This window comes from Ginsengibacter hankyongi (assembly GCF_008710285.1).
Taxonomy (GTDB): Bacteria; Bacteroidota; Bacteroidia; order Chitinophagales; family Chitinophagaceae; genus Ginsengibacter; species Ginsengibacter hankyongi.
Genome location: NZ_VYQF01000002.1, coordinates 585,771 through 602,594, shown reverse-complemented (window position 1 = coordinate 602,594; position 16,824 = coordinate 585,771). Strand labels below are relative to the sequence as shown.

Here is a 16,824-nt window from a genome sequence, read left to right as displayed (position 1 = left end):
TATGCAAACAATTACAGCAGTCAAAAATTTGAGCACTGCTTTACCCGTCAAAAGATCTCTTAATACAGATAAGACAGAAGCATTACCAACACCTATGATTTATGGATTGCATAAGAAAATTATTAAAGTATGTATCTGGGTAAATATTTTCCTATGCGCCTTACAGATTACAGAGAATCCGATAAAGGCTGTAAGGGCTATGAAAAAATTAAAACAATTAAGAGATAATTCCAGGGAAGGTCATTCTATTTTGAAATATGCAAAAGTTGATAACAAATATTATTACAGTCTCAATGCACCCGGCTGGCCGTCAAAGGCTTTTTCTAAATACATAGTAAATAACATAAAGAAGCTGGACCCTTTATCTGGGCCCTTAACTTTAGATACAATAGTTTTTGGCGTTACAAAAAAATGCGGTTATCAATGCGAGCACTGTTTTGAATGGGATGCTTTAAACAAACCTGAAACGCTGAGCAGGGAAAATCTTTTATCGATCGTCCATTCTTTCGAGGAAGCAGGAATTACCCAGTTGCAGTTGAGTGGGGGCGAACCATTGAACCGACTGGATGATATTATTTATCTATTAAAAAATATAAAAAAGGAAACAAAAGTTTGGCTGTACACCTCCGGCTATCACCTCACAGAAGAACGGGCAACCTTACTAAAAAGACATGGCCTTACTGGCATTATAGTAAGTCTCGATCATTGGATGCCCGAATTGCATAATAAGTTTCGCGGTATGATGAATGCCTTTGAATGGGCCGAAAAGGCGGTTGCCAATGCAAGAAAAAACAATCTCGTGGCATGTTTGTCATTATGCGCAACAAAGGAATTTATCAGCAGGAAAAATTTATCACGATATGCTGAATTAGCAAAGGGTCGGGGCATTTCGTTTATCCAAGTACTTGAACCGAGAGCAGTAGGACATTACGCCGAAAAAGATGTGCACTTAAGTGAACGGCAAATTGCAGTTCCGGAAGATTTCTATATTACCTACAACTACAATAAAGATTATGTCAACTATCCTTCTGTTCTTTACCACGGATTTTACAGCCGTCGGACAGGGTGCGCTGGCGGGGGGAAATATTTTTTGTATGTAGACACAGACGGAGATGTGCACAATTGTACGTTTTGCAGGCACAAGTTGTTTTCTGCCTTGCATGATCCGATTGAAGAAAACTTAACCAATATGCTTAAGGGAGGCTGTAGTGCTTTTATCAATTCATGTAAAAATGTAGAGCAATGAAACCGGTAAACTATTTGATCTTCCTGTTTATTCCCGCTTTGGTCATAGCTGGCTACCTGCTTGGTAGTTGGTGGAATTTTCTTGTTCCCTTATGTTGTTTTGTTGTTTACCCGCTAAGTAACTTTTTTTTATGGCCTGCTTTAAAAAATAATACAGAAAGAGAATGTCATTATTCTTCATCAGCATATAAATATGTTGCCCTAATTTTTGTTCCGGTGCTTATTGTTTTAACCGCATGGGCCGTGTATGTTGCAGGCACAGCAACAATTACAACGGTTTCATTTATCGGACTCGCACTATCGGTTGGCATTGTAAATGGAGTATTGGGTTTCACACTTGCGCATGAGTTTATCCATCGCTTTACAAGAACGGAACAGGTAGCTGGTTATTTATTGCTGTTGCAAAATAACTATATGCATTATGGTATCGAGCACGTTTGGGGACATCACGTATATACCTGCACGCCCGAAGATCCGCATACGGCACGCATTAGCGAGCCCTTATATTTTTATTTATTCCGGGCAGTAAAAGGCACGTATAAAAATGCATGGAATATAGATACAAAAAAATCCGGCCGTGCTTCCGGTAAATTTTCGATTATGCGTAGCCGTATGTTATTGTTTGGATTCCTGCAGGTTGGAATGATGCTGATAATATTTTTTACACTTGGAGCAATTTCACTTTTATTTTTTTTATTGCAAAACATCGGGGCTATAGCATTACTGCACATTATAAATTACCTGCAGCATTATGGCTTAATGAGAAAATTGAACGCAGGTGGTTACGAAAGACTGAATGCACATCATGCGTGGAACACCGGCCGCTATAACAGATTGATTAACCTTTTTCAACTGGAAAGTCATGCGGATCACCACATGCACCCCAACCGTTCATTTGACAAGCTTTCACAACATGAAGAGTCACCGTCACATCCGGCAGGATATTCTTTTATGATATTGCTTGCCCTTGTTCCGCCATTGTGGTTTAGAATGATGAATAAAAGAATTAACCCCGTTAAAGCATAACTTAAAAAATTACTTCATTATGAAAATAAAAAAAAAATCTTCTTCCGATTACGATATTAATTGTTGCGCTTACGGCCTGTAAAAAAGATCATCACGACAATTCCAATTCCGATTCCCCTAACCTGGTTACTTTCGAATATAACGGCACATTCTATTCAAATATGGGCGATTTATTTCTGGCAAATTTAACCGGTCCCGCCACCGGTGATCCTGGTTTGGTTATTTTCATGCCAGATGTTTTCGGCGGAAATATCTCATTCCCACGCACTGGCTGTGCTTACCTGGTACCAGAATATCAATATTTATTTATTAATGAACAAGCGGGTTGTAACCTGGTGGCAACAGACACAGCCGGGAATTACCAGGCAATAGATTCAGAAAGAGTTTACTTCTACAAGTCTGGCAACCTTGATTTGAGAAGAACAGATTGCAAAACTGTCAGTGGTACCGACTGGCTTTTCGGACCGTTTAGTTACAAGACATGCAGAATAATTGGAAGATTTGACCTTGAATTACAAAATAAAAGTCAACAGATGATTAATCTAACCAATGGAAAAGTCGATGTAAAATGGATCTTTTAAAAAATCATTTTCGCTAAGGGCACAAGCTCTTCTTTTACGATTTGGCTTGCCTATTACCTTTCGGCCCAAGGTTGGCAAACAAGAACAATAAGAGGAAAATAATGTGGGGAGTTATTGATCAGTTATTATAATTTGAACCACTTCTATGCAACATTTTTTGAAATCAGGTCAATCTCATAAAAAGATTTTCTTTCACTCCCCCAAACCATTCATCTCTTAAAATACTTAAAACAATGCTGTCTCTTCTTATCCCAGTTTCGCGTGTGGGCATATTTTTGCGAAGAATACCATCAACCTTACATCCAAGCGATTTCATTGCGGCAATACTTCTTACATTGTTATTATCCGCTCTCAATTCAAATCGCTCAAAGCCCATACGTTCAAAAGCAAATGATAAAAGAAGGTATTTGCAATGCTTATTCAATCCCGTTCCCTGGAACTTTGTTCCATACCATGTGTAGCCTAATTGTACCGTTTCTAACTCATTTTGAATATCATAAAATCTTGTGCTGCCTGCATATTCATTGGTTAGTTTATCAAATACGATGAAGGGATATTCTTTTCCTTCAGCTCTCGCTCTAAAAGTAATGTTCATATAATTCTGCAAACCTTCTTCGCCTTCTGCGCCCGCCAAAGAATATTTCCACAAGTAAGGTTCATTTAAGGAAAATGGCAGCAGGTGAATTTTATCTTCCTGCTGTAAAGGACGAAGTATTGCCCGATCATCTTCAAGGACATATTCTTTAGTGCAATCAAATTGTTCCAGCATACTATTCTATTTTTATTATTGAAATTAAAGATACAGGCGTCGTTATAATTTTTTTTAATTTTAAAACCCTACAAACAACATATTTTATAATTCTTTTAAACTACTTCTAAAACAATTCAATTGATATGGCCACAACTTATTGCGATGCAGTTAGCACAATGGACAAAAATAACGTACACAAAATTTATCATGATACCGCTTATGGATTTCCAATAGATAACGACGATGAATTATTTGGAAGGCTTATTCTTGAAATAAACCAGGCAGGTTTAAGTTGGTCAACTATCTTAAACAAACAGGAAAATTTTAGAAAGGCGTACAAAAATTTCAATATTAAAAAAGTAGCTGCCTTTAAAGAAAAAGATTTTGAAAGATTAATGAATGATGCAGGAATAATCCGTAACCGTTTAAAAATAAATGCAGCAATTGAAAATGCAAAAACGCTTTTAAATATTCAAAAAGAATTTGGTTCTTTCAAAAATTGGATCGATCATCATCATCCAAAAACAAAAGATGAATGGGTGAAAATATTTAAAACCACTTTCAGGTTTACAGGAGGTGAAATTGTAAATGAATTTTTAATGAGCACTGGTTATTTGCCAGGGGCACATGTTGAGAGTTGTGCTGTTTATAAAAAAGTGATGAAGGCGAAGCCAGCGTTTTTGAAGAAATAATTTAGTTTTTCATTTCCTCCAACTCTTTCTGCATTCTAAACATCTCATCCCTTAATCTTGCGGCTTCCATGAAATCCAGGTCCCGTGCGGCTTTCTCCATTTGGCGCTTTATGTTAGTTACTGCTTTCTCCAGTTGAGGAATTGTTTTGTACTCAACCTGTTCTTCTGCTGCAATAGTTATAAGATCGTCGGCTGCATAAGGTGAGGCAGTTGTTCCTTTGATATCCAACACAGAGGTTTGTCCCATTATTTGGTCAATCGATTTCTTAATCGTCTTCGGGGTTATGCCGTGTTCAATATTATATTGAATCTGTTTTTCTCTTCTGCGAGTAGTTTCATCAATCGTTTTTTGCATGCTTTCTGTGATAGTATCTGCATAAAAAATTACCAACCCATCAATATTACGGGCAGCCCTACCAGCAGTTTGAGTAAGTGATCTTTCGTTACGAAGAAAGCCTTCTTTATCGGCATCCAAAATGGCTACTAATGAAACTTCTGGAAGGTCTAGTCCTTCACGCAAAAGGTTTACGCCTACCAATACATCAATTTCCCCGAGCCTTAGCTGGCGCAGAATTTCGATTCTCTCCAGCGTATCAACTTCACTATGGATATATTTTGATTTAATGTTGATACGGTGTAAATATTTATCCATCTCTTCGGCCATACGCTTGGTTAATGTTGTTACGAGGACACGATCACCTTTAGTAACCCGTTTATCAATTTCATCCAGCAAATCATCAATCTGGTTTACGGAAGGACGGATTTCTATCGGCGGATCTAATAAACCCGTTGGCCGCACAACCTGCTCTACCACTATACCTCCAGTTTTTTCCAATTCATAATCCCCAGGAGTTGCACTTACATAAATAGTTTGGTTGAGCATACTTTCAAACTCATTAAAGTTTAACGGGCGGTTATCTAACGCAGAGGGTAGACGAAAACCATAATCTACTAAAATTAATTTTCGTGACCGGTCACCGCCGTACATACCACTGACCTGTGGAATAGTTTGGTGGCTCTCATCAATTACACATAAAAAGTCGGGTGGAAAATAATCCAGCAAACAGAAAGGCCTTGTACCTGGCTCTCTCCTGTCAAAAAATCTTGAATAGTTTTCAACGCCGTTACAATATCCCAATTCACGGATCATTTCAATATCATAATTCACCCGTTCTGAAATTCTTTGTGCTTCAATATACTTTCCTGTACTTTTAAAATATTCCGTTTGCCTTGCAGCCTCATCTTGTATTTCTGCAAGTATCTGTTGCAGTTTATCTTTTGGCGCTATATATAAATTTGCCGGAAATATGGCCGCATCATCAACTTTCGAAATCCTTTTACCGGTACTGAGTTCGAGCGTTTCAATACTTTCAATTTCATCCCCAAAAAAAGTAATGCGATAACCATTATCCATGTACGGAAGATTGATATCAACTGTATCACCTTTCACCCTGAATGTGCCCCTTGCAAAATCACCTTGCGTGCGTGAATACAATCCATTAACCAATGAATGTAAAAACCCCTGTCGGCTTATTGTTTGTCCTTCTTTGATTCGTACAACACCTTCAGCAAAATCTTTCGGGTTACCAATACCATAAATACAGCTTACACTCGCCACAACAATGATATCTCTTCTGCCGGTTAATAATTGCGATGTTGCCGCAAGTCTTAATTTATCAAGTTCTTCGTTTATGCTCAGGTCTTTTTCAATGTAAGTATCACTGACAGGCATATACGCTTCAGGCTGATAATAATCATAATAAGAAACAAAATATCCTACAGAATTATCAGGGAAGAATTGCCGGAACTCGCCATATAACTGTGCTACCAATGTTTTATTATGTGTAAGCACAAGAGTCGGCTTTTGTACATTTTGAATTACATTGGCCATGGTAAAAGTTTTACCACTACCGGTTACACCTAACAACGTCTGGTATTTTTCTCCTTCTAACAAGCCACGTGTTAATTGTTCAATTGCCTGTGGCTGATCGCCTGCCGGCTGATATGATGAATTAAGTTGAAAAGGCATAGGGATATGCAATTTACAACTGAAATATGAAAATAAATGTTATGAAAACAAAGACTGGATCGCTATTAAAGAATGTGTTTCCATTTTCCGTAACCGGGTATTTCTCAACGACAATTACTTATTTGCCATTGCAACATCATTCAAATATTCTGCAAGTCTCATAATAGCTTTAGCATATACTTCAATTTGTTCCTGAGCTTCTTTCCAGTTTCTTTGCTCAATGGCTTCACGAATACCGGGCATAGTTTTTACGCCGTAACCCGTGTAAAATCCCGGAGCATATATGGTGTGTTTGTACCATGCTCTTCGCGGTAACCCTGTTTCCGTTAATAATTGTTGTTCCGCCCGGTAAAGTGATTGATTAAAAGATTCGCTAACATTATTCGTTTTTATTTTATCCTGATAAGCTGCCTCCAAAATATCAGTATTTTTTTTCAATTGTGTCAATGCATTTTGCAATGGCGAAAAATCAAGAAATGGAACTTCTGACTTTGCAACAGGAATGTTATACTTCTTTGTAGGATCTTCTCCTACTTTATAATCGCCGGAATTAATTAGTTGATTTTCTATCTCTGTGGATTCCCTCGTGGTTTTTAGGAGTGCCATTAATTCATCAGAATAACCCGAAATTGTTTTATATAGATGAGTAAAATCAAAAGGCAATACATCTGCATTGGCGATCCTTAGAACTGCGTGCCCGGCGGTTTCTGCCAATGCAACTCCATATTGAAAACCAGGATCTTTAAACTTTGTAAAATCATAATAAGAATCATAGATAGAATGATATTCTCCACCACCTCCTTCGCCACCATATCCCAGGTTCAGTGCAGGTATTCCTGCATGTTGAATAAAAGAAGAATAATCAGAGCCAGAACCCATCGCCCCTAATTTCAATTCTTTTTCATCTAATATTTTTTTCGTTGCATCAGCGCTTCCAGCCGATATTGCATCGTGGTCCTTTCTTCTTTCGAATACGCTTACGTTAGTTTCGGGATCAACAACTGTTTTCGAAATCTCATCCATTAAAGGTTCCAGTGCATGAGAGCCTTCAACGAATAAAAAGCCACGCTCATAATCGTCGGTATTAATATACACAACAGCTTTTTTTTGCAGTTCTTTTTCATGTTCTTCCAGCCATTCTGTAGAACCCAATAAGCCAGGCTCTTCGCCATCCCATGCGCAATACACTAAAGTGCGATCTGGTTTCCATCCTGTTTTTAAAAGATCACCAATTGATTTTGCTTCTTCTAACAGTGCAGCCTGCCCGCTAATTGGATCGGTTGCTCCATTTACCCACGCATCCTGGTGATTACCACGTATCACCCATTCATCCGGAAATTTAGATCCCTGAATTTTTGCAATAACATCATAGCATGGAACAATATCCCAATTGAATGCAACTTTCAAGTGAACTTTTGTTTTACCAGGACCAATATGGTAAGCAAAGGGCAAACCACCATGCCAATTATCAGGAGCTACAGGTCCCTCCAACGCTTCAAGTAAAGGCGTTGCATCGTGATAACTTATTGGCAATACAGGTATTTTTAAAAGATTAGGTGCCTGCAACCTGTCTAATCTTTTTGAATCTTCAGTTGCACCAATACCCGGAGTTAAAGGATCGCCGGGATAAATAACTATATCCATTACAGAACCTCTTTGCACTCCATATTCATTTTTGAAAGCGCCTTTCGGGTACACGTCACCGTGAAAGTATCCATCATCCATCGGGTCGCTATAAATGATGCAACCTATTGCACCGTGTTCCTGGGCTATTTTAGGCTTGGTTCCTCTCCAGCTATTGCCATATTTTGCAATTACAATTTTTCCTCTTACATCAATACCCATTTTATCCAGCACCTCATAATCCTGTGGCAAACCATAGTTTACAAAAACAAGATCGCCTGTTACATCACCATCCGCACTATATGCATTATAGGTAGGTAATTGCCCTGATTGTCCACTCGTGGCGTCTTCTTTTAGGGAAGGTTCTTTTAATATGGTTTTATAAGATGTAGGAGAAGTCATCTCTAATATTCTTGTTTTGGGTGTTGGGAACAGTACATGGAAGGTTTCTATTTGAGCATCCCATCCCCACTTTTTATAAAGACTTAAAATGTATTCCGCATTTGCCTTACTTCCCGGAGAGCTAATGTGGTGAGGAACTGCAGATAGCTTTTTAATAGTTTCACCGATATTTTCCCTGCTTAAATTTTTATCAAAAGAAGATTCAAGATTTAATTGCCTATCTACATTTTTTTCATAGAAGCCGGTGATTTGTTTTGTTTGGCTAAATGAAATTTGAATGATAAAAAGTAATAAAAGAGGTAAAAGAATTTTCTTCATGTATGGTAATTTAATTTTTTTAGGTTCAGGCTAAGATAGTTTCAATTTATAAAAATAAAGGTGGCAAACCAGGAAGGTTTCTACAAATGCTAGTATAAAATTCACTTTGATAAACTTCTTGGTTTTTTATTCACTCTCTGTACTTATTTAAAAAATGGTGGATGCATTTTGTTCCATTGAGTTGCATCCTGGTAAACCTTCGCAATGGCAAGTAGTGTTGCCTCATCAAACAACTTACCGACAAGTGTAATGCTGGTAGGCGTGTGTTCTTTATTAAATCCAGTTGGGATGCTAATAGCAGGATGGCCGGTTAAATTAGTTATAGCAGCCTGGTTTCCTACCCATGTGGGGCAAATGATTACATCATATTTTTCTATAACATCATTTACTTTTTGCATTAGCTGGTAGCGGTGCCTGTTAGCATTGACGTATTCCACAGCAGGAATAAACCTTGCGGCCCTGAAATAATTCGGCCATTCGCCTTTTCCCTGTCTTGTCATTTTATCGTCCAAACCGGTTCTTGTAAAACCATCAAAAGCTGCAGCACTTTCTGAACCTATAACAATACCAATGATATCAAAATTATAAATGCCGGAATCAGGAAACTCAACTGGAATCAGTTGTGCACCAGCTTTCCTGAATACATCTAAAACTGCATCTTCATTTCCGAGCGTATCTTTTTTGCCAAAATAATTTTTTGCATAAGCAATTTTCAGTTTCGATAAATCAGCTTTGGCCGTATAATTAAACGGCATGTTTACGGCAGCAGCGTCCAATTTATCGGTTCCGTGCAAATAATTAAAAACAATTGCCGCGTCTTCTGCGCTTCTGCAAATAGGCCCGGCTTTATCCAGACTCCAGCATAGTGTCATTGCGCCACTCCTGCTTACGGAACCAAATGTAGGCCGCAATCCTGTTGCGCCGCAAACCGTAGATGGTGATATAATTGAACCATAAGTTTCTGTTCCGATTGCAAAAGGAACAAGCCCTGCAACGGTTGCCGCTGCTGAACCTGCAGAAGAGCCACTGGAACCTTCCAGCATGTTCCATGGATTTTTTGTTCTGCCACCAAACCAGTAATCATCCATAGCTAAGGCACCTAAAGTTAATTTGGCAATAAGTACTGCACCCGCTTGTTTTAATTTCGTGTACACGTAACTGTCAGTATTTATAACCTGGTCTTTATATGGCTCTGCCCCCCACGTAGTTTTTGTTCCTTTCACAGCAAAAAGGTCTTTTAACCCGTAAGGGATGCCGTGTAATAATCCACGATATTTTCCCGCTGCGATTTCTTTATCGGCTTCTGCGGCCTGCTTCATAGCAATATCTTCAGTTAGTGAAATTACGCATTGAAGCGTATCTCCATATTTTTTTAATCTGTCAATGAAAAATTTAGTGAGCTCAACAGAGCTTATTTTTTTATTTTTAATTAAGGAAGCTAATTGCGGAATGGAATAAAAAGCAAGATCATTTTTATTGGCAGGCATTTCTATTCCTTTAGGAATAGAAAAGTTAACAGGCTGCTGTCTTTTATTTAAATCCATATAAGGAAGCAAAGGACTTTCTGCCATCGTCATAGGAATTGAATTGTCCAACGAATAAAGATGCATTTTATCATATTCTTTCGCCTTGGCCTGTACTGCACTTAAAAGAGAATCCTCTTTGGCTTGTGTAAAATGCATGCTAATGATTTTTTCTGCAGATGCAATGTCCGGAATCGTAATACTATCCTGGGCAAAACAAATATTGGAAATAAGAAAGGAAAAAAACAATAATTTTCTCATTGAAGTCTGTTTAGGTTTAAAACTAATGATTTTATCGAAACATAATTCCACTTAATTAGTTGAGCAGTAAACGGGGATTATAAATGCAATAGGCATCCAATAAGAAATGAATTCACTAATTGTTGTATTAAACTGCAACCCTGTTTATATAAATGGTTTCCACAAAAGCGCAATGAGATTGGCTATGGATATTGTTTCAAACGCAATTGTTCAATCTCATATTTTCTTATAAGCCATGCAAGAGTGAATGTTGGTATTAAATCTATTCCGGGGAATAACTCTTCGAGGGACGAAAAAATACCGCCAAGCATTCCAAATTTTCTTCCAAAAAGAACATAAAATATAATGCCCGAAAGAACAGCCCAAATTGGGCCAAAAGGAAGCATAACATAACTTAAACACCCAATAATGTCCAAAAGAACACATACTTTAAGTGAGGGAAGTTTTCTTTTCATTCCTAAAATTTGTACTGTAACTATTATCAAATTAAACTCCAAAAAAATTTTTGACAGTTTTCGCTACTTAAGGAGCGGTTAAATTTTGCGTTAACTCCGCTTTTATGCTTGCCATGAAACTGAATTAGCGTACCTTCGCACACTTAAAAAATTCAGAATATTGTCATTTTGAATTTTTAGGATAAAATTTAATTATGGAAATAAGGAATATAGCGATAATAGCGCACGTTGATCACGGAAAAACCACATTAGTTGATAAGATTTTGCACACAACAAATATTTTTCGCGATAACCAGGAAACCGGCGAATTAATTATGGATAGCAACGATCTTGAGAGAGAACGTGGCATTACCATCTTCAGTAAAAATGTTTCAGTTACTTATAAAGGTGTTAAAATAAATGTTATTGATACTCCTGGTCACAGTGATTTTGGCGGTGAAGTGGAGCGTGTTTTAAAGATGGCCGATGGTGTTCTTTTGTTAGTTGATGCTTTTGAAGGGCCAATGCCTCAAACCCGTTTTGTTTTACAAAAGGCTTTGCAATTGGGATTGCATCCGATTGTGGTAATTAATAAAGTAGATAAACCCAATTGCCGTCCGGACGAAGTTCATGATGCGGTGTTTGAATTATTTTTTAACCTGGATGCAACAGAAGAACAACTCGATTTTCCAACAATCTATGGTTCCAGCAAGCAAGGCTGGATGAATACAACGCTCGAACCAACGGACAATATTTTTCCTTTATTAGATATTATACTCGAAAAAGTTCCGGCTCCATTAACGCCGGAGGGAAATCTCCAAATGCAAATCACTTCATTGGATTATTCTTCTTTTTTGGGAAGAATTGCAGTAGGTAAAGTTGCGAGAGGAGTTATAAAAGATAACCAGCCACTTTCATTAATGAAGCTCGATGGAAGCGTTCAAAAAAGCAGGGTAAAGGAATTGTATGTTTTTGAAGGACTGGGTAAAAAGAAAGTAAGTGAAGTGAGCGCGGGTGATATCTGTGCAGTGGTAGGAATTGAAGGGTTTAATATCGGTGAAACACTTGCCGATTTTGAAAATCCCGAAGCCTTGCCGGTAATAAGTGTTGATGAGCCTACGATGAACATGCAGTTCAGCATTAATAATTCGCCCTTTTATGGCAGAGACGGCAAATTTGTAACCTCCCGCCATTTGAAAGACAGGCTTGAAAAAGAACTGGAAAAAAATCTTGCTCTTCGTGTAAGCCCCACCGATAGTGCTGAAAGTTTTATGGTATACGGACGCGGAATATTGCATTTAAGTATCCTCGTAGAAACCATGCGCCGTGAAGGTTATGAAATAACTGTAGGGCAACCACAGGTAATTACAAAAATAATTGATGGTAAAAAATGTGAGCCTTACGAAAATCTTGTAGTAGATGTGCCTGGTGAATATAGTGGTCGTGTAATAGACCTTGTTACACAACGTAAAGGTGAAATGCTCATTATGGAAAGCAAAGGTGAAATGCAGCATCTTGAATTTGAGATTCCTTCGAGAGGCTTAATTGGCCTGCGTTCCAATATGCTTACCAATACTGCAGGCGAAGCGGTGATGGCACACAGATTTCTTGAATACAAACCATGGAAAGGGTATATTCCCGGAAGAAATAACGGCGTATTAATTTCAAAGAACCAGGAAAAAACCACCGGGTATTCTATTGATAAATTGCAGGATCGCGGAAGATTCTTTGTTGATCCGGGAGAAGAAGTTTACACCGGTCAAATAATAGCAGAACATATTAAGCCAGGAGATCTTGTCGTAAATGCGACAGAACCTAAAAAATTAACCAACCACCGTGCCAGCGGCAGTGATGATGCCTCACGTATTGCTCCTAAAACCCAGATGAGCCTTGAAGAATGTATGGAATATATTCAACATGATGAATGTATTGAAGTAACTCCAAAAGTTATTCGTATGCGGAAAGTGATTTTGAATGAAGACGACAGGAAAAAAGTACAAAAGGCTCAGGTGGAACAGGTGAGTTGATGTTAAAAATTCAAAGTAACTTTGTAAATGTTTATGAAGAAATTTTTTATTATATTTTTCGCCACAATCTTTCTTTCATTCCTCGTGAGTAACCATTTGATGGCGCAGTGTTCCATCTGCGCTAAGTCTGTTCAGCAAATGGGTACCAAACCTGCGGAAGGTTTTAATTCAGGAATTATTTATTTAATGATGATCCCCTATGCAGCTATTGGTATTATTGGTTATAGGTGGTGGAAGGGTAACCGTTAATCTTTGCGGGTTCAATAATATTTTGCCGCAAATTGATACATGTTGAATTCCGGCATTGAAGCAACCGCTGATAATTCTTTTTTTAGTTCATCTTTATTAATTTCTTTCATTTTTTTATTCTGAATTATTGACCATACTTTTTCAGTTATTAATTCAAGCTGTTGCTTTTTATCTTTATCATATTCCCATCCGGAAATTATGGTATACAATTCTTTCACGCCTTCTTTTTGAGAGGCAATTGTTTTTAAAACGGGAATTTCTTTCGCTGAATGATGAAATGCCGGTGCCAGCATTTGCTTTAAATTATTATAAAATATAGCCGCATCCGGCCTATCGTATTTATTAACTACAAAAACATCTGCGACTTCCATTAACCCTGCTTTCATGGTTTGAATTACATCTCCTCCTTCAGGGACCAACACAACAATTGTAATATCTGCGAGTGCGGCAATATCTACTTCGCTCTGGCCAACGCCAACAGTTTCTATAATGATATAATCAAAATCTGCTCCTTTCAATACATCAGTAATCTCTATAATTTTTGGGTGCAAGCCGCCCAGTGATCCTTTACTCGCCAATGAACGGATAAATACATTTGGATGATTGTACCATTCACTCATCCTGATTCTATCGCCAAGCAATGCACCTTTATTAAAGGGTGAAGATGGATCTACACAAAGTACGGCTACTTTTTTTTGATCTTTAATTATTTGGGCAATTAATGCATCAACCAAAGAACTTTTACCGGCACCAGGCGCTCCTGTAATACCAATAATTTTTGTTGGAGTTGATTGCAGTTGTTTAAGAATATCTTCATAGCCGGGCACTTCATTTTCAACTAAAGAAATAGTGCGGGAAATGGTTTTAAAATCGCCCTGTTTTAGATCTTCAATATTGGTAATTGAATTCATATGCTAAAAGATTAAATAACGCTGCACCACAGTTTCGATTACTGGCATTGTTCTACTAACAATCGAATGAGCGTAACTCTATCTATTATATTTTATTTTATAAGTACAAGATTATAATTTATGCAAAAGAAAAACAGTTAATATATAACCAACCAATTTAAAAAAACTAAACTACTTTATTTTTGCTGCATATCAATTTATTCAATTATGATAAGTATTATAACATCTGTTCATAACCAACTCAACATGAATAAATTGTTTTATGAAACTTTACAAAAGAATTCCTCATTGCCTTTTGAATTGATTGTTATTGATAATAATTCCACTGATGGAAGCAAAGAATTTTTTAAAGATAAAGCAGATGTGTTTATACCTAATGAGGAAAATTATTCTTACCCACATTGCCAGAACCAGGGAATTGCAGTTGCCAAATATCACTACCTCGCTTTTTTTAATAATGATATTCTTGTCTCAAAAGAATGGGATAAAAAAATTTTGCAAATAATGAATGATAAGGCAATTGAAGTAATCTCTTTTGCAACCAATGATCACCTTGAAAATAAGATAGTGCAAAAGAAGATGCATAAAAAATGGAAGCGGATTAAATACTTTATACGAGCACTTTCAGGCATCAATGTGAGAAGCCTTAAACGGATGGTAAAATGGATGTATGGCGACTTCGATAAATTTTGTAATGCACGATATGAAACCTTTAAAGATGCCGTAGTTGAAGGATTTAGCGGCTCATGTATTCTAATTAAAAAATCGGCTTTTGAAAAAATAGGAATATGGGATGAACGTTTGCAGGTTGCAGACTTTGATCTTTTTTTTCGAACAAAAGAAAGGGCTGTCCAATATCATGATATAAAGCCTTTGCAATTAGCATTGGGAGTTTACATTCATCACTTCCAGCGTTTAACACTTCGTTCAAAAAATGTTATCCCATTTGCAGATCAAAAAAATATTATTTCAATAAAAGAAAAATGGGGTGATAAAACGGAAGCGTTGTATAAAGACGTTATTGGTTAGCTGGTTTTGGATGAATCAATTCATAATTTTTAAATCCTGCGATTTGATTTCCCTTTAAAAATTTTTGTTCAATAAAACTTAACAATCGATACTTAAATTTATCGTGCTTATGTTTTTTTAATTGGCTGTTGTGAGGATATAACTGGTTTTGCCAGTTAAATTTTTTTATAAAATCTCTCATCACTTCCGGGTGCGTTTCGTTAAAAATACAAAGCTTACTTATATCTCCATAATCAAAGACATCAGGCTCCTCTTTAAAAATTGAAACAGCTTTTTCGTTTCCCTGCATATGTGTTTCAAAAGAAACTCTTTTCTTCTGCATCATTTCCGGCGGCCTCACCCATCCGTAATGATACACGCAGGCATCTACCTCTGCCACTTTAAGTTTATAGGTATTGTCTTTCTGAAAATAATTAACTCCATTAAAAGCAGGAATACGACGAAACGACTGTGCATCCCGCCACGAATGTATTTCCGGGTTGTTACGAATAATTCTTATTTCTTTCGGATACCATGCATGAGAAACGATGTAATGAGAATAATCGCCCCAGAAATGTTTATAGTTAAATAATAATCCCTCCACTTCTCTATTAGTTAAGAGTTCATCGCATCTCTTTTTAATTGCAGGCAAATATTTTTCGTGTATCACTTCGTCACTTTGCAAATAAAATAACCAATCTCCTTTACAATGTTCTTTAGCAATATCTGTTTGATGGGCATATTCACCGCCGCCGGGATATTTTTTGAGATCCCATTCCGTATGTATAATTTTAATTTTACCTGATTGAATATTTTGTATCTCTTCCAAAGTGTGATCATCTGCATCACCACTACCTAATGCAATTACAAATTCATCAACAATTGGCAAGATAGATTCGATAGAAGCTCTTACAGGATAATATAATTTAGTGGCATTTCTTACCATGCTAAATCCACTAATAAACATATTGTAACGTTTGGTTGTTTCAAATGTAAAGATTAAAAATTACCTGAATATTTTTATGAATCATAATTAGTTTTCGGTTTATTGATGCATTCGTAAATTTGCAGTTCTCAAAAATTATTTAGATGACCAATTTCGTTCCCATATTTCCTTTATCTATTGTTGTGTATCCCGGAGAAGATTTAAACCTACATATTTTTGAACCAAAATATAAGCAGCTGATTAAAGAATGTTTTGATCAAAAAAAGCCTTTTGGAATGCCCGTTGTAATTAATAATAAAGTGAATGAACTGGGTACGCTTGTTGATATTGTAGAGATTTCAAAATTGTACGATAACGGTGAAATGGATATAAAAACCAAAGGTCAAAAAGTTTTCAGGGTTTTGGAAATAATTAATGAGGTACCCGATAAATTGTACAGCGGGGCCATTGTAAGTTATCCCGCAAACTCCGATCATGGAAAAAAATTGCTGATGAATAAAGTAGTTGCAGCTATCAAAGAATTACACAAGCTGCTTAAAGTAAATAAACCTTTTCATAAAGAGGAAGATCAATTGAGCAGCTATGATGTAGCACATCATGCAGGTCTTACACTGGAAGAAGAATATGAATTTCTCTCTCTTACAAATGAATTGCAGCGCCAGGAATATTTAAAACGGCATCTTGCCAAAGTATTACCGGTCGTTGCTGAAATGGAATTGTTGAAAGAAAAAATAAAATTGAATGGCCATTTTAAAAACATAAGCGGCTTTAATATTTCTTAAACTTATTTTGCTAATT

The 16,824-nt window shown here is 36.9% G+C and carries 15 protein-coding genes; 8 read left to right on the top strand and 7 right to left on the bottom strand.

Features of this window, described 5'->3' with window-relative positions; genetic code table 11:
- Position 1 precedes the first annotated feature (1 nt).
- The 3 genes from FW778_RS12070 to FW778_RS12060 all read left to right on the top strand — a co-directional run bounded on the left by FW778_RS12070 (position 2) and on the right by FW778_RS12060 (position 2,852).
- On the top strand, positions 2–1,246 hold the full coding sequence (locus tag FW778_RS12070; protein WP_150414954.1) for a radical SAM protein: 1,245 nt from the start codon (positions 2–4) through the stop codon (positions 1,244–1,246).
- A complete protein-coding gene (locus FW778_RS12065; protein ID WP_150414953.1) occupies positions 1,243–2,271 on the top strand; it encodes an alkane 1-monooxygenase in 1,029 nt (342 codons plus the stop codon). Before FW778_RS12070 ends, FW778_RS12065 begins: the two co-directional genes overlap by 4 nt.
- A gap of 161 nt (positions 2,272–2,432) precedes the next feature.
- The gene (locus tag FW778_RS12060; RefSeq protein ID WP_150414952.1) at positions 2,433–2,852 is read left to right on the top strand and encodes a hypothetical protein; all 420 of its coding nucleotides are present in this window, start codon (positions 2,433–2,435) and stop codon (positions 2,850–2,852) included.
- Positions 2,853–3,015: 163 nt separating this feature from the next.
- Here the strand turns inward: FW778_RS12060 and FW778_RS12055 are convergent, their stop codons facing one another.
- The gene (locus tag FW778_RS12055; protein ID WP_150414951.1) at positions 3,016–3,621 is read right to left on the bottom strand and encodes a GNAT family N-acetyltransferase; all 606 of its coding nucleotides are present in this window, start codon (positions 3,619–3,621) and stop codon (positions 3,016–3,018) included.
- A 125-nt stretch (positions 3,622–3,746) separates the two neighbouring features.
- On the opposite strand from FW778_RS12055, the gene FW778_RS12050 reads away from it, so the two are divergent.
- The gene (locus tag FW778_RS12050) at positions 3,747–4,295 is read left to right on the top strand and encodes a DNA-3-methyladenine glycosylase I (protein ID WP_202552199.1); all 549 of its coding nucleotides are present in this window, start codon (positions 3,747–3,749) and stop codon (positions 4,293–4,295) included.
- Position 4,296: 1 nt separating this feature from the next.
- On the opposite strand, the gene uvrB is transcribed toward FW778_RS12050, so the two are convergent.
- From uvrB to FW778_RS12030, 4 genes are all read right to left on the bottom strand, one after another.
- Entirely contained in the window at positions 4,297–6,324 is a 2,028-nt protein-coding gene (gene uvrB, locus FW778_RS12045; RefSeq protein WP_150414949.1) for an excinuclease ABC subunit UvrB, read from the bottom strand.
- A 114-nt stretch (positions 6,325–6,438) separates the two neighbouring features.
- Positions 6,439–8,667, bottom strand: coding sequence for a transferrin receptor-like dimerization domain-containing protein (locus FW778_RS12040; RefSeq protein ID WP_150414948.1), 2,229 nt, complete (start codon positions 8,665–8,667; stop codon positions 6,439–6,441).
- A 143-nt stretch (positions 8,668–8,810) separates the two neighbouring features.
- Complete coding sequence (locus FW778_RS12035; RefSeq protein WP_150414947.1) at positions 8,811–10,451, bottom strand: amidase; 1,641 nt, start codon at positions 10,449–10,451, stop codon at positions 8,811–8,813.
- Between the two features lie 182 nt (positions 10,452–10,633).
- Complete coding sequence (locus FW778_RS12030) at positions 10,634–10,906, bottom strand: hypothetical protein (RefSeq protein ID WP_150414946.1); 273 nt, start codon at positions 10,904–10,906, stop codon at positions 10,634–10,636.
- A 194-nt stretch (positions 10,907–11,100) separates the two neighbouring features.
- Here FW778_RS12030 and typA point away from each other — a divergent pair, with 194 nt between their 5' ends.
- Both typA and FW778_RS12020 read left to right on the top strand, forming a co-directional pair.
- Complete coding sequence (gene typA, locus FW778_RS12025; RefSeq protein WP_202552198.1) at positions 11,101–12,912, top strand: translational GTPase TypA; 1,812 nt, start codon at positions 11,101–11,103, stop codon at positions 12,910–12,912.
- A gap of 33 nt (positions 12,913–12,945) precedes the next feature.
- Positions 12,946–13,161: a hypothetical protein gene (locus FW778_RS12020; protein ID WP_150414944.1), complete on the top strand. Its 216-nt coding sequence runs from the start codon at positions 12,946–12,948 to the stop codon at positions 13,159–13,161.
- An 11-nt stretch (positions 13,162–13,172) separates the two neighbouring features.
- Here FW778_RS12020 and meaB read toward each other — a convergent pair whose 3' ends face one another.
- On the bottom strand, positions 13,173–14,072 hold the full coding sequence (meaB, locus tag FW778_RS12015; RefSeq protein WP_150414943.1) for a methylmalonyl Co-A mutase-associated GTPase MeaB: 900 nt from the start codon (positions 14,070–14,072) through the stop codon (positions 13,173–13,175).
- A gap of 207 nt (positions 14,073–14,279) precedes the next feature.
- Between meaB and FW778_RS12010 the strand changes: the two genes are divergently transcribed.
- On the top strand, positions 14,280–15,101 hold the full coding sequence (locus tag FW778_RS12010; protein WP_150414942.1) for a glycosyltransferase: 822 nt from the start codon (positions 14,280–14,282) through the stop codon (positions 15,099–15,101).
- Here FW778_RS12010 and FW778_RS12005 read toward each other — a convergent pair.
- On the bottom strand, positions 15,091–16,047 hold the full coding sequence (locus FW778_RS12005; protein WP_150414941.1) for a glycosyltransferase family protein: 957 nt from the start codon (positions 16,045–16,047) through the stop codon (positions 15,091–15,093). The genes FW778_RS12010 and FW778_RS12005 overlap by 11 nt on opposite strands.
- A gap of 122 nt (positions 16,048–16,169) precedes the next feature.
- Between FW778_RS12005 and FW778_RS12000 the strand changes: the two genes are divergently transcribed.
- Positions 16,170–16,808 carry an LON peptidase substrate-binding domain-containing protein gene (locus tag FW778_RS12000; RefSeq protein ID WP_150414940.1) on the top strand — a complete coding sequence of 213 codons (639 nt, stop codon included), beginning with the start codon at positions 16,170–16,172 and terminating at the stop codon, positions 16,806–16,808.
- The last annotated feature ends 16 nt before the right edge of the window (positions 16,809–16,824 follow it).

What these genes read in the sequence shown, in the direction of transcription:
- FW778_RS12070 (WP_150414954.1), top strand. Translation starts at nt 2, where the DNA reads ATGCAAACAATTACAGCAGTCAAAAATTTGAGCACTGCTTTACCCGTC.
- FW778_RS12065 (WP_150414953.1), top strand. Translation starts at nt 1,243, where the DNA reads ATGAAACCGGTAAACTATTTGATCTTCCTGTTTATTCCCGCTTTGGTC.
- FW778_RS12060 (WP_150414952.1), top strand. Translation starts at nt 2,433, where the DNA reads ATGGGCGATTTATTTCTGGCAAATTTAACCGGTCCCGCCACCGGTGAT.
- FW778_RS12055 (WP_150414951.1), bottom strand. Translation starts at nt 3,621, where the DNA reads ATGCTGGAACAATTTGATTGCACTAAAGAATATGTCCTTGAAGATGAT.
- FW778_RS12050 (WP_202552199.1), top strand. Translation starts at nt 3,747, where the DNA reads ATGGCCACAACTTATTGCGATGCAGTTAGCACAATGGACAAAAATAAC.
- uvrB (WP_150414949.1), bottom strand. Translation starts at nt 6,324, where the DNA reads ATGCCTTTTCAACTTAATTCATCATATCAGCCGGCAGGCGATCAGCCA.
- FW778_RS12040 (WP_150414948.1), bottom strand. Translation starts at nt 8,667, where the DNA reads ATGAAGAAAATTCTTTTACCTCTTTTATTACTTTTTATCATTCAAATT.
- FW778_RS12035 (WP_150414947.1), bottom strand. Translation starts at nt 10,451, where the DNA reads ATGAGAAAATTATTGTTTTTTTCCTTTCTTATTTCCAATATTTGTTTT.
- FW778_RS12030 (WP_150414946.1), bottom strand. Translation starts at nt 10,906, where the DNA reads ATGAAAAGAAAACTTCCCTCACTTAAAGTATGTGTTCTTTTGGACATT.
- typA (WP_202552198.1), top strand. Translation starts at nt 11,101, where the DNA reads ATGGAAATAAGGAATATAGCGATAATAGCGCACGTTGATCACGGAAAA.
- FW778_RS12020 (WP_150414944.1), top strand. Translation starts at nt 12,946, where the DNA reads ATGAAGAAATTTTTTATTATATTTTTCGCCACAATCTTTCTTTCATTC.
- meaB (WP_150414943.1), bottom strand. Translation starts at nt 14,072, where the DNA reads ATGAATTCAATTACCAATATTGAAGATCTAAAACAGGGCGATTTTAAA.
- FW778_RS12010 (WP_150414942.1), top strand. Translation starts at nt 14,280, where the DNA reads ATGATAAGTATTATAACATCTGTTCATAACCAACTCAACATGAATAAA.
- FW778_RS12005 (WP_150414941.1), bottom strand. Translation starts at nt 16,047, where the DNA reads ATGTTTATTAGTGGATTTAGCATGGTAAGAAATGCCACTAAATTATAT.
- FW778_RS12000 (WP_150414940.1), top strand. Translation starts at nt 16,170, where the DNA reads ATGACCAATTTCGTTCCCATATTTCCTTTATCTATTGTTGTGTATCCC.